Source organism: Agrobacterium deltaense RV3 (assembly GCF_900013505.1).
GTDB classification, from domain to species: domain Bacteria; phylum Pseudomonadota; class Alphaproteobacteria; order Rhizobiales; family Rhizobiaceae; genus Agrobacterium; species Agrobacterium leguminum.
The window spans coordinates 197,714-209,828 of record NZ_LT009746.1 but is presented as its reverse complement, the minus strand read 5'-3'; the positions used below and the strand labels follow the sequence as shown (position 1 = coordinate 209,828).

General features: G+C 61.6%; 10 protein-coding genes. 5 read left to right on the top strand and 5 right to left on the bottom strand.

What is annotated here, in order from left to right:
* The first annotated feature begins 7 nt into the window (after positions 1-7).
* Positions 8-1,195, top strand: a complete 1,188-nt coding sequence (locus AGR7B_RS15380) for a Gfo/Idh/MocA family protein (protein WP_065655512.1) — start codon at positions 8-10, stop codon at positions 1,193-1,195.
* Positions 1,196-1,267: 72 nt separating this feature from the next.
* Here the strand turns inward: AGR7B_RS15380 and AGR7B_RS26185 are convergent, their stop codons facing one another.
* The 3 genes from AGR7B_RS26185 to AGR7B_RS15365 all read right to left on the bottom strand — a co-directional run bounded on the left by AGR7B_RS26185 (position 1,268) and on the right by AGR7B_RS15365 (position 3,278).
* Positions 1,268-1,516 (bottom strand): hypothetical protein, encoded by a 249-nt coding sequence (locus tag AGR7B_RS26185; RefSeq protein WP_080857229.1) that lies wholly within the window; start codon positions 1,514-1,516, stop codon positions 1,268-1,270.
* Positions 1,517-1,633: 117 nt separating this feature from the next.
* Positions 1,634-2,920: a glycerate kinase type-2 family protein gene (locus AGR7B_RS15370; RefSeq protein ID WP_080857228.1), complete on the bottom strand. Its 1,287-nt coding sequence runs from the start codon at positions 2,918-2,920 to the stop codon at positions 1,634-1,636.
* Between the two features lie 4 nt (positions 2,921-2,924).
* Positions 2,925-3,278 carry a DUF1304 domain-containing protein gene (locus AGR7B_RS15365; protein ID WP_078052716.1) on the bottom strand — a complete coding sequence of 118 codons (354 nt, stop codon included), beginning with the start codon at positions 3,276-3,278 and terminating at the stop codon, positions 2,925-2,927.
* A 229-nt stretch (positions 3,279-3,507) separates the two neighbouring features.
* Here AGR7B_RS15365 and AGR7B_RS15360 point away from each other — a divergent pair, with 229 nt between their 5' ends.
* The 3 genes from AGR7B_RS15360 to AGR7B_RS15350 are packed head-to-tail and all read left to right on the top strand — an operon-like array spanning position 3,508 to position 8,976.
* Complete coding sequence (locus tag AGR7B_RS15360) at positions 3,508-4,272, top strand: ImuA family protein (protein ID WP_080857227.1); 765 nt, start codon at positions 3,508-3,510, stop codon at positions 4,270-4,272.
* Positions 4,187-5,704, top strand: a complete 1,518-nt coding sequence (locus AGR7B_RS15355; protein WP_162934169.1) for a Y-family DNA polymerase — start codon at positions 4,187-4,189, stop codon at positions 5,702-5,704. Before AGR7B_RS15360 ends, AGR7B_RS15355 begins: the two co-directional genes overlap by 86 nt.
* Entirely contained in the window at positions 5,701-8,976 is a 3,276-nt protein-coding gene (locus tag AGR7B_RS15350) for an error-prone DNA polymerase (RefSeq protein ID WP_080857226.1), read from the top strand. Before AGR7B_RS15355 ends, AGR7B_RS15350 begins: the two co-directional genes overlap by 4 nt.
* A gap of 9 nt (positions 8,977-8,985) precedes the next feature.
* Here AGR7B_RS15350 and AGR7B_RS15345 read toward each other — a convergent pair whose 3' ends face one another.
* The gene (locus AGR7B_RS15345) at positions 8,986-9,924 is read right to left on the bottom strand and encodes an AraC family transcriptional regulator (protein ID WP_080857225.1); all 939 of its coding nucleotides are present in this window, start codon (positions 9,922-9,924) and stop codon (positions 8,986-8,988) included.
* Positions 9,925-10,106: 182 nt separating this feature from the next.
* Between AGR7B_RS15345 and AGR7B_RS15340 the strand changes: the two genes are divergently transcribed.
* Complete coding sequence (locus AGR7B_RS15340) at positions 10,107-11,324, top strand: MFS transporter (RefSeq protein WP_080858119.1); 1,218 nt, start codon at positions 10,107-10,109, stop codon at positions 11,322-11,324.
* A 46-nt stretch (positions 11,325-11,370) separates the two neighbouring features.
* On the opposite strand, the gene AGR7B_RS15335 is transcribed toward AGR7B_RS15340, so the two are convergent.
* On the bottom strand, positions 11,371-12,105 hold the full coding sequence (locus tag AGR7B_RS15335; protein ID WP_003523755.1) for a FadR/GntR family transcriptional regulator: 735 nt from the start codon (positions 12,103-12,105) through the stop codon (positions 11,371-11,373).
* Between the last annotated feature and the right edge of the window lie 10 nt (positions 12,106-12,115).

The window sequence follows — 12,115 nt, the reverse complement described above, 5'->3', positions numbered from 1 at the left end:
AGATATTATGGCTATTGAAGGAAAGACAACCGACAAGGCGAACAGGCGGATTCGCCTTGGCATGGTGGGGGGCGGTTCGGGCGCATTTATCGGCGGCGTTCACCGCATGGCCGCGCGACTCGACAATCGCTTCGATCTCGTGGCGGGGGCCCTGTCCTCGACGCCGGAAAAATCCCTAGCCTCCGGCCGTGAGCTGGGGCTCGATCCCGAGCGCTGCTACGGTTCGTTCGAGGAAATGGCCGAAAAGGAAGCGCTGCGCGAGGATGGCATCGAGGCGGTGGCGATCGTCACCCCGAACCATGTGCATTATCCGGCCGCCAAGGCGTTTCTGGAGCGCGGCATCCATGTCATCTGCGACAAGCCGCTGACCTCCAATCTGGAGGACGCCAAAAAGCTGAAGCAGGTGGCCGACAAGGCCGATGCCCTGTTCATCCTGACGCATAATTATACCGGCTATCCCATGGTGCGGCACGCGCGGGAACTGGTGGAGGCCGGTGAACTCGGCAATATCCGTCTGGTGCAGATGGAATATCCGCAGGACTGGCTGACGGAAGCGGTGGAGCAGACCGGTGCGAAACAGGCTGTCTGGCGTACCGATCCGGCGCAATCCGGTGTCGGCGGCTCCACCGGCGATATCGGCACCCATGCCTATAATCTCGGTTGCTTCATTTCCGGTCTGGAAGCGGATGAGCTGGCGGCAGATGTGCACACCTTTGTCGAAGGCCGACGGCTGGACGACAATGCGCATGTGATGCTGCGCTTCAAGCAAAAGGGCGGCAAGCAGGCGGCCAAGGGGCTGCTCTGGTGCAGCCAGGTTGCGGTCGGCCACGAAAACGGGCTGAAGGTGCGTGTTTATGGCGACAAGGCCGGTATCGAGTGGACGCAGGCGGACCCAAACTATCTCTGGTTCACGAGGCTTGGCGAACCCAAGCAGTTGATCACCCGCGGCGGCGCCGGGGCAGGTGCTGCCGCAGCGCGCGTCACCCGCATTCCGTCCGGCCACCCGGAAGGTTATCTCGAAGCCTTCGCCACCATCTATACCGAGGCGGCGCATGCCATCGAAGCCCGCCGCAGCGGCTCGGCGCTCGACAAGGCGGTGATTTACCCGACCGTGGACGACGGGGTTAAAGGTGTCGCTTTCGTCACGGCCTGCATCGAGTCCGGCAAGAAGAATGGCGGCTGGGTGAAGCTGTAAGACTAGGTTGCCGCGTATTTCTTCTCCCCGATGCCGGGGAGAAGATGCCCTTGGCGTCATCTGCCGATGGGATCAATTGACGCGGGTTGATTGCGTCTGCACCCTTTCTGTTATGGGGCAACCGTCCTGAATCTTTGTCCATGACGAAACGTTGAGCTTCATCTCGCAGCGTGCGAGATAAGAGCCGCCATCAACCTTCAGGCAGGATGTCTGGCCGAGCTGGAACATGACGCCGCGATTTCGGCATTTGCAATTGTGGGCATCCGCCAAAGTCGGAATAAGGGCCATGATCAGGCCAAGTATGAGCACTCCAGGACGCATGGCTGAGGCTCCAAAGGATATCCCGCCAGATTACTCCTGTCCGAGGGCATAGTCAAAACGTCTTCCCTCCACGATGCTCACACCGAAGGCCGGTAATCCCTGCGGGCTCCCCCGCTATCAACCGATCAAAATCGCGCGGATATCATTCACATTCGTCAGCGTCGGCCCCGTCACGACAAGGTCTCCTGCTGCCCTGAAAGCGGTGTAGCTGTCGTGGCCCACGAGCGATTGACGCGGATCGACACCGGCTTCGCGCATGCGGGCAAGCGTGTCCGGTGTCACCACTGCACCTGCCGCATCCTCCACGCCGTCTATGCCGTCGCTATCGCCGGCAATGGCCCAGATGCCGTCCGCACCCTTCAGGGTCAGCGCAAGGCTGAGCAGGAATTCCGTATTGCGGCCACCCTTGCCGGCCGGTCCCTTGCCGCCAACGCCCCTGTTCAGCGTCACTGTGGTTTCGCCGCCGGAAAGCAGCACGGCGGGGCCTTTCACAGGCAGGCCCTTACGGCTGGCGGAAAGCGCGATGCCGGCCATGACAGCGCCGACATCTTTTGATTCACCCTCCAGCGAATCTCCGAGGATGAGCGGCGTAAGCCCGAGTTTCACCGCCTCATCCGCCGCCGCCTGCAGGGCGAGCGAAGGAGCCGCGATGAGCCGGATATCCTCCTCGATATCGCCCGCCTTGGGGGTTTCCTCGCCTTTTTCCAGCACCTTGCGCACGTTTTCGGGAAGATCGAGCGCATAACGGGAGACGATTTCCCGCACGCTTTCAATATCGCTCGGATCGGCAACCGTCGGGCCGGAGGCGATTTCGGAGGGGTCGTCGCCCGGCACATCGGAAATCAGCAGCGAAACGACCCTTGCCGGTTTGGCAGCCAGCGCCAGCCGCCCGCCCTTGATGCGGGAGAGATGTTTGCGCACGGCGTTCATTTCGGAAATCGTCGCGCCGCTGGCCAAAAGGGCACGATTGACGGCCATCTTGTCGGCAAGCGTCATGCCTTCGGCAGGTGCCACCATCAGCGCCGAACCGCCGCCGGAAATCAGCGCGATGACCATGTCGTCGGTAGTCAAGCCTGCAACGGCTGCGAGAATGCGTTTTGCCGCTTCCGCGCTCTTATCGTCCGGCACCGGATGCGAAGCCTCGATGATCTCGATGCGCGCAGTCGGGACGGCATGACCGTAACGCGTCACCACCACACCGGAAAGATCGACATGCGGCCATGCCGCTTCGAGCGCCGCAGCCATGGCGGCCGAAGCCTTGCCGGCGCCCACCACCACGCAGCGGCCTTTGGGCGGGGAGGGAAGGTGGTGTTGCAGCACCTTTGCCGGATCGGCGCTTGCCACTGCCGCCATGAAAATCCGGTTGAGGGCGTCTTTTGCGCTGTGATCGTTCCATGCGCTCATCGGTTCATGCTCCGATCCAAAGGAAGCCGAGCGCGAACAATGCCGGCAATGCCTGAATGAACAGGATCTTCATATTGGCGGTGATGGCGCCGAAAATACCGGCCACCAGAACGCAGGTCAGGAAGAAAACCTTGAAGCTCAGCCCTTCATCGCCCTGCATCAGCCCATAGATCAGCCCCGCTGCGAGAAAACCGTTATACAGTCCCTGATTGGCGGCCAGTACTTTCGTCTGCCGGGCAAAATCCGCCGAAAGACCGAAGGCCTTGCGGCCGGCTGGTTTTTCCCACAGCAGCATTTCCAGAATGACGATGTAAATATGGATGGCCGCAACCACGGCAATCAGAATGCTGGCGATCATCGGCGGTTTCCTCCAAACCATGATGTCCGTTGCCGGGCGGCTGTCAGGGTAAAACAGGTGGCGAGCGGACAATTCCGTTTTAACGGCAGGGCAGAGGGCCGCAAGGCCAGAATCCTCTCTTCCCGTGCAAACTGTTGAAGACCGGCAGCCTATTGCTTGACTCTTTGCTGAAATAGGAACAAAACAGGAACAATAAAGATGAATAACCGGAATTGAAACCTGTCATGCCATGCAAAAGCGCGCGGATCAGTTGCTCGTTGTCGAAGAGCTGCGTGAAAGGCTGGAAAGGATCGGTAACGGCGCTCCGCGCCTGCACGAGACCTTGCCTTTCGGCGTGGATGCCATCGACCATCGCCTGCCGGGAGGCGGGCTGAAGCTCGGTTGCCTGCATGAGGTGAGCGGCGGCGGCAATGGCGCTGCCGATGGCGCGGCGGCCGCCCTTTTTGCGGCCGGTGTGGCGGCACGGCTTTCCGGCAAGGTTTTATGGTGTGTCACCCGCCGGGATCTGTTCATGCCGGGGTTGACGCAGGCCGGCCTGTCGCAGAACCGGGTCATAATCGTTGAATGCCGCGATGAAAAAGGTGTGCTCGACTGTTTCGAGGAGGGCTTACGCTGCAACGGTTTCGGCGCGGTGATGGGCGAGCTGGCGAAGCTGCCGATGAATGCCTCGCGGCGGCTGCAACTGGCGGCGGAAACCTCCGGTGTTACCGGCATCGCCATTCGTCGTTTCCGGCGTGCGGCCGATGCGGCGCTGTTCGGCGAGCCGACGGCAGCGATGACCCGCTGGCGCATCTCCGTCCGACCCTCATCCCCCTTGCCGGTACCGGGGGTGGGCAGGCCGCACTGGTTTCTGGAACTTTTGCGATGTCGCGGCGGCGAAAGTGCCGAATTTGAAGTGGAAGCCTGTGATGCAAAGGGTCGTCTCGCTCTACCTGCCGACATGGCCGACGGATCGTTTCCGGCGTCTTTCGGGCAAGGACGCGCCGCCGGTTGAAAAGCCGCTGGTCATGATTGGCCGCCATGGCAGCCGCCGGCTGGTGCTGGCGCTCGACAAGGCGGCAAAGGCGGTGGGCATCCGGCACGGCACGCCGGTCAGCAAGGCGCAGGCGCTGGTGCCGGGCCTTCTCGTGGAAGATCTGGATGCCGATGGAGATGCCCGCGCCCTGCAACAGCTGGCCTTTCATTTCCTGCGCATCTATGCACCCATCGTCGCCGCCGACCTACCGGACGGGCTGGTGCTGGACACGGCGGGGGCGGACCATCTGCACGGCAATGAGGCGCTGATGCTGAGCGGCATGGTCAACCGCCTGCATGCCGCCGGCTTTAGCGCCCGCGCCGCCATTGCCGATAGCTGGGGAGCGGCCCATGCGCTGGCGCGTTTTGGCCGTGAGGCGATCAGCATCGTGCCGCCGGGCGGGCAGCGTGTGGCGACCGACGCTTTGCCATTGGCCGCGCTCAGGCTGGAAGAGCGTATTGTGTCCGAGTTGAAGGTGCTCGGTTTTCGCAGCATCGGCGAGCTGGCCGAAGCGCCGCGTGCGACGCTCACCCTGCGTTTCGGCCCCGAACTCGTGCGCCGTCTTTCCCAGGCTTTGGGGGAGATCGGTGAACCCATCGAACCGGTGCGCGTGGCCGAGATGGTGGAGGTGCGGCGCGCCTTTCCCGAACCCATTGCAGCGGCGGAGACGATTGCCCGCTATACGCAAAAACTGGTTGCTGACCTTTGTATCGCGCTGGAAAAGCGCGGCCTCGGCGCTCGCCGTGTCGATCTGGTGCTGCACCGGGTCGATAGCGGCCTGCAGGCGGTGCGGGCCGGCACCTCCAGACCGGTGCGCGATGTCAAACAGCTTGTCCGGCTTTTGACCGACCGGATCGACACCATCGATCCCGGTTTCGGCATCGAGATGATGGTGCTGACCGCCACCCATGCCGAGCCGCTTGTCGCCGCGCAGGCCCGATCCTCGCTTCTGGAGGAAGGCCGTGCGGACATCGCCGATACGGTCGATGTCATTCTCAATCGCGGCCACCGGGTCTATCGTTATGCGGCGGTGGCAAGCGATGTGCCGGAACGCTCCGTTGCCCGGGTTGCGGCGCTGGCACCTGAGGATAGGCTCGGCTGGCCCGGCCACTGGCCGCGCCCGGTCAGGCTTTTTGCAAGGCCGGAACCCATCGAAACGCTGGCGCTGCTGCCGGACCATCCGCCGCGTTATTTCCTCTGGAAAGGCGTGCGCCACAATGTGCGGCGCGCCGACGGGCCGGAGCGGGTGTTCGGCGAATGGTGGAAACGCGACCGGGAAAAGGCCGCCGTGCGCGATTATTTCACGGTGGAAAATGAAAGCGGCGAGCGCTTCTGGATTTTCCGCTCCGGCGACGGCGAACATATCGAGACTGGTTCTCAGGGCTGGTTCATTCACGGGGTCTTCGCATGAGCGCGCCGCGTTATGCCGAACTTCAGGTGACCACGCATTTTTCCTTCCTGCGGGGTGCAAGCTCCTGCGATGAGCTTTTCGAACAGGCCAAAAGACTCGGCATCAAGGCGCTTGGTATCGTGGACCGCAACAGCCTTGCGGGCATTCCCCGCGCTTACGAAGCCGCCAATAATCATGGCATCCGCCTTGTCATCGGCTGCCGGCTCGATCTGGATGACGATCTTTCCGTGCTCGTTTATCCCATGGATCGGCCCGCTTACGGGCGGCTCTGCCGGCTGCTTTCCGTCGGCAAGAAAAGAGGCGGCAAGGGCAAGTGCCGGCTGGCATGGGACGATCTCGTCGCCTACGGCGAAGGCCTGATCGTGGTGCTGCTCGCCGATCTGGCCGACGATCTATGCGCGCTTCGCCTGCGCCGGCTGAAGACAGCTTTTGCGGACCGGGCCTATATGGCGCTTAGCCTCAGAAGACGCCCCAACGACCAGATGCGGCTTTTCGAACTGTCAGCTATGGCCGAAGCGGCTGGTGTGCCGACTGTTGTCACCAATGACGTGCTTTTTCATGTGCCGGAACGGCGCATGCTGCAAGATGTCGTCACCTGCATAAGGCACAATTGCACCATCGACGAGGCTGGTTTCCGGCGCGAGCGGCATGCCGACCGCTATATGAAGCCGCCGGAGGAAATGCACCGGCTGTTTGCCCGTTACCCCGAGGCGCTGGCCCGCAGTCTCGAAATTACGAAACGCTGCAAATTTTCGCTGAAGGAACTGGTCTACCAATATCCCGAGGAGCGCAGCATGCCGGGGCTGACGGCGCAGCAGGCGCTGGAGAAGATGGTTTGGGAAGCGGTGCCGGGGCGGTATCCGCATGGTCTGCCGGAAAAGGTGGAGAAGGCGCTGCACCACGAGCTTGGCCTGATCGGCAGGTTGGAATATGCCCCTTATTTCCTGACGGTGAATGCTATCGTCCAATTTGCCCGGGGGGAGGATATTCTCTGTCAGGGACGCGGCTCGGCGGCCAATTCGGTGGTGTGTTACGTGCTTGGAATCACCGCCATTGATCCCCTCAAGGTTGACCTCCTGTTCGAACGTTTCGTTTCGGAAGAACGGCGCGAACCGCCTGATATCGACGTAGATTTTGAGCACCAGCGGCGCGAGGAGGTCATTCAGTGGGTTTATGATACCTATGGTCGGAACAAGGCCGCCCTGTGTTCGGTCGTCACCCGTTATCGCGGGCGTGGGGCGTTACGCGATGTCGGCAAGGTTCTGGGCCTGCCGGAAGACCTGACGAAACTCCTCTCATCGCAGGTCTGGCGCTGGAGCGAGGGGGTGGGTGAAAACCAGGTGAAGGAACTGAACCTCAACATGGAGGATCGTCGCCTTAAGCTCGCTTTTGAACTTGCCAATCAGCTTGTCGGCACGCCACGTCACCACAGCCAGCATCCGGGCGGCTTTGTTCTGACCCATGACCGGCTGGACGAGCTGGTGCCAATCGAACCCGCCGCCATGGATGATCGCCAGATCATCGAATGGGATAAGGATGATATTGATATTGTGAAGTTCATGAAGATGGACTGTCTGGCGCTCGGCATGCTTTCCTGCATGAAGCGAGGCTTCAATATGCTGGAGGAGCGTTATGGGAAGAAATATGATCTCACTTCCATGCCGGATGATGATCCCTCAACCTTCAAAATGATCCAGAGGGCCGATACGCTGGGCACCTTCCAGATCGAAAGTCGGGCGCAGATGTCGATGCTGCCACGTCTGAAACCGGCAAAATTCTACGACCTCGTCATACAGGTGGCCATTGTTCGTCCCGGCCCCATTCAGGGAGATATGGTGCATCCGTATCTGCGTCGCCGAGATGGAAAGGAAAAAGAGGATTATCCGAAGCCGGAGCTTAAAAATGTGCTGGGCAAGACGCTCGGCGTGCCCCTTTTCCAGGAACAGGCCATGCGCGTCGCCATCGAATGCGCCGGTTTCTCCCCCGGCAAGGCGGATCAGCTCCGCCGAGCCATGGCCACCTTCAAGAATGTCGGCACCATCTCGAAATTCAGGCAGGACCTGATCGACGGCATGGTAGAGCGCGAGTATGACAAAGAATTCGCCGAACGCATCTTCAAGCAGCTGGAAGGCTTCGGCAGTTATGGTTTCCCTGAAAGCCATGCGGCTTCCTTCGCGCTGATTGCTTATGCCTCCTCATGGCTGAAATGCCATCATCCCGATATTTTCTGTACGGCGCTTCTCAACTCGCAGCCCATGGGTTTTTACGCCCCGGCGCAGATTGTGCGTGATGCGCGTGATCATGGTGTCGAGGTGCGTCCGGTCTGCGTTAATAACAGCCGCTTCGATTGTACGCTGGAGCCTACTGGCAAGAAGAATGATGAGGGTGAGGAACGCTATGCCGTACGGCTTGGCCTGCGCATGGTGAAAGGGCTTTCCAATGACCATGCTGCAAAAATCGTCGCCGCCCGGCAGGATCGGCCTTTCGCCTCCGTCGACGATCTATGGCGAAGGGCGGGCGTTCCTGCCGCCGCCCTTGTCTGTCTCGCCGAAGCCGATGCCTTTTTGCCGTCGCTTTCGCTTGCCAGACGCGAAGCGCTCTGGGCCATCAAGGCTTTGCGGGATGAGCCGCTGCCGCTTTTCGCCGCCGCTGCCGTCAGGGAAGATGCCGTTATCGAAGAGCTTCAGGAGCCCTCCGTTGCGCTCAGGCCCATGACTGATGGTGGCGAGGTGGTGCAGGATTACGGTCATGTGGGGCTGACGCTGCGCGAACATCCCATGACCTTCCTGCGGCGCGATCTTTCCCGCCGCCGCATCGTCACCTGTGCGGAGGCGGTGCGCGTTCGGGATGGCACATGGCTGGAAACGGCGGGTCTGGTGCTGGTGCGCCAGCGTCCCGGCTCGGCAAAGGGCGTGATCTTCATGACGCTGGAGGACGAGACCGGCATTGCCAATGCTGTCCTTTGGGTCAAGACCTTCGAAAAATACCGGCGTGTGGTGCTGTCTGCCGGCATGGTAGGCATTTACGGCAAGATCCAGCGGGAAGGCGAGGTGGTGCATCTGGTCGCCCACCGGCTGACCGATTTGTCGGAAGCGCTGGCAAGTGTGGGTGAGCGCAACCGCGCCTTTCCCCTGCCGCATGGGCGCGGCGATGAGTTCCACCACGGAATGTCGCCGGAGGATCATCGCACTATTAGGAAGCGCCCGCCGGCTACAGTCGATGATGAAGATGAGGTGGAGCGGATAAAGGTCATTTCCCGCAATTTCCACTGAGACACATTCCTATGCCGCATCCTCCAGCCCGGCCGTGTCCTTCCTGCGGAACTGGCTGGGCGGCGCGCCGAGCACGCGTTTGAAGGCGCGACTGAAGGAGGCTTCGGAATCGTAACCGAGCTTTTCCGCCGCCACCGTCACGCGCATGCCTTCGCGCAGCCACAGCCGCGCCTGATGCATGCGCACGCGCACCACATAACGGGCCGGGCTTTCGCCCACCACGCGGGTGAAGCGTTCCGCGAAACTGGAGCGGGATGCGCCCATCAGCGAGGCAAGCTCCTCCACGCTCCAGTCCCTTTCGGGGTTGAGGTGGATGGCGGCCAGCACCCGCCCGAGTTCGGGATTGCGCACGGCGGCCAGCCAGCCGCTGGAATCGCCGCAGCCATATTCCACCCATGTGCGGATCAATGTCGCGGTCAGCACATCGGCAAGCCGTGCCAGAATGCCGCCCGCGCCCACGCGGTTCAGTTCCACCTCGCGCGTCATGGCTTCAAGCAGATGGGGGATAGCCGGGTCGCTTTTGGCCAGATCGCTGGTCAGCATCACATCCGGCATCAGCTGCAGCAGCGGGTGCAGATTGTCCATGTTGAAACGCATCGAGGCGGTAAAGGCCACGGTATCGCCGCCGGCACTCGCGCATTCCATGTCGAAGATGCCCTGGCAGACTTCCTTCTTGCCGAAGCGGTCGAAAAGGGCGGGCTTCACATCCTCGCCGCTGCCCAGCACATGGGCGTGCCCTCGCGGCAGAAGCACGGCGTCGCCGCAGGTCAGCGTCAGCCATTCCCCGGAAGGTTTCAGCAATTTCGCCTGACCGACGCCGATGAAATGAAACCGCGCGGCTTCCTGTTCGGGAAAAGCCGTCGCCCAGGGTGTGGCCATGCGGCACCGGCCGTATTCGACACCATCGAGCCTCAGGCCACGCAACATTTCGGTCAGGGCATCATTCATGGCTTGCTCGCAAATTCGGATGTTTGGTTAAGGAATATGGATTTTCTAGCATGGAAACGCCGGGATGTCACGCATAGCTTATGTGCATCGATTTACGGTTGTTGAACCGGGCTCCCACCGGTTTCACCACTTTGCCTTTCCGTTTCAGGACGCATTCCGGGAATGCGCATCAGGAGATTTTCATGAACAACCGGACCATAAACGAGCTTGAATATGTGCCGCGCAAGACAGAGCCGGATGCGAAATGGGCGGCCGTGGTTTCGCTTTCGCTCGGCGTTTTCGGGCTGGTGACGGCGGAGTTCCTGCCGGTCAGCCTTCTCACGCCGCTTTCGGTCGATCTCGCCGTCAGCTCCGGCATTGCCGGTCAATCCATCACCGTTACGGCGCTGGTCGCGGCGGTCGCCGGCCCCGGCGTCGTCATCGGCACACGCAGCATCGACCGTCGCTGGACATTGCTTGGGCTGACCACGCTGCTGATCATTTCCAGCACGCTGGCCGCCTTCGCCAACGGTCTTTTCATGCTGTTCGCCTCGCGCGTCCTGCTCGGCATCGGCCTTGGCGGCTTCTGGGCCATGTCGGCGGCGCTGGCGCTGAGGCTGGTGCCGCTTGAGAAGATGCCGCGCGCCATGGCCATCATCCTGACAGGGGTTTCGGTCGCCACCGTCTGTGCAGCGCCGGTGGGCGCATGGATCGGCGCGACGCTTGGCTGGCGCTCGGCCTTTGTGGTTGCGGGTGCGCTCGGTGTCATCGCACTTTTCGTGCAATTGCTCACCGTTCCGTCGCTGCCGCCGGCTGGCGCACCCGGTCTTTCCACCATGTTCCGGCTGTTGCAGCGGCCGCAGGTTCGGATCGGCCTTCTGACGACGCTATTCATCGTTGCGGGTCACTTTGCCGGTTTCACCTATGTCCGTCCATTTCTGGAAGATGTGACGCTTCTTGGCGTCGAGGCGATTTCCCTCGTCCTTCTGGTTTATGGTGTCAGCGGCTTTTTCGGCAATCTTTTCGGCGGTTTCCTCTCCGAGAAAAACACGGCATGGGCAGTGACGTTCGCCGCGACTCTCATCGCGGCATCGGCTTCCGTTCTGGTCGTTGCGGGTGCGTCACCCCTGATTGCTGGCCTTGCCATCGCCTCCTGGGGTTTTGCCTTCGGTGCGCTCCCGGTCAGTGTGCAGAGCTTCATCACGCGGGCCGCTTCCGATGAGGCGGAAAGTGCTGGCGCGCTGCTGCTCACCACGTTCCAGATCGCCATTTCCAGCGGTGCGGTTCTGGGCGGCCTGTTGATCGATCTTCAGGGGGCGACGATGGTCTTCGTCTTCGTGGCGATTGCCGCCCTTCTCGGCGCATCGCTGATGGCGTCGCGCCGTGGCGTGGTGCCGCAGGTCGATGCATCGCAGGGATAATTGGTTGGAGAAAACGGACCCGCATTCCTGCGGGTCTTACAACTCCTCAAACCGTCTTGATCGCCTTCTGCGTCCGGTCTTTACCGACCTCGATCACGTGGCGCATGGCTTTCACCGCCGCATCCGCGTCACGCGCCGCAATCGCATGTACGATGCGCAGATGATTGGACGCGATTTCGGCGATGGTGCCAGGCGAAGCGGCCGGCGACGAGAGCTGGAAGGAAATGGCAAGTGCTGCTTCGATCAGCCCGCTTGCCGAGCGCATGAAGGGATTGCCGGACATATGCGCCACGGCAAGGTGGAATTCGAGATCGACCTTGGCGATGCTTTCCGGCGTATGTTTCGGATTGTCGAATTTGGCGGCGATGACGTAAAGCGAAACGATATCGTCATTGGAGGCCTGCAGGGCCGCTGCCGCTGCCGCCGCCGGTTCCAGCGCCAGGCGGATCTCCGCCAGATGCGTGACGAATTCCTGGTCTATGCCGGCCTCGCAGCGCCAGCCCAGCACATCCGGATCGAAGAAGTTCCAGCTTGAGCGGTCGAGAACGCGGGTGCCGACCTTCGCCTTGGGTTCGACCAGCCGCTTGGCCGCCAGCGTCTTCATGGTTTCGCGCAGCACGGTGCGCGAGACGCCGAAGCGCATGGAAAGTTCCGCGTCATTGGGCAGCAGGGAGCCTTCCGCAATTCTGCCCGAGACGATGGCGCTGCCGAGTTCGGAGACCACATGGGCGTGGCTGTTCCGGCGTTTTCGCCCGCTTATCGTCGTTTCGAGCAGCCCCAAGCAAGCCTCC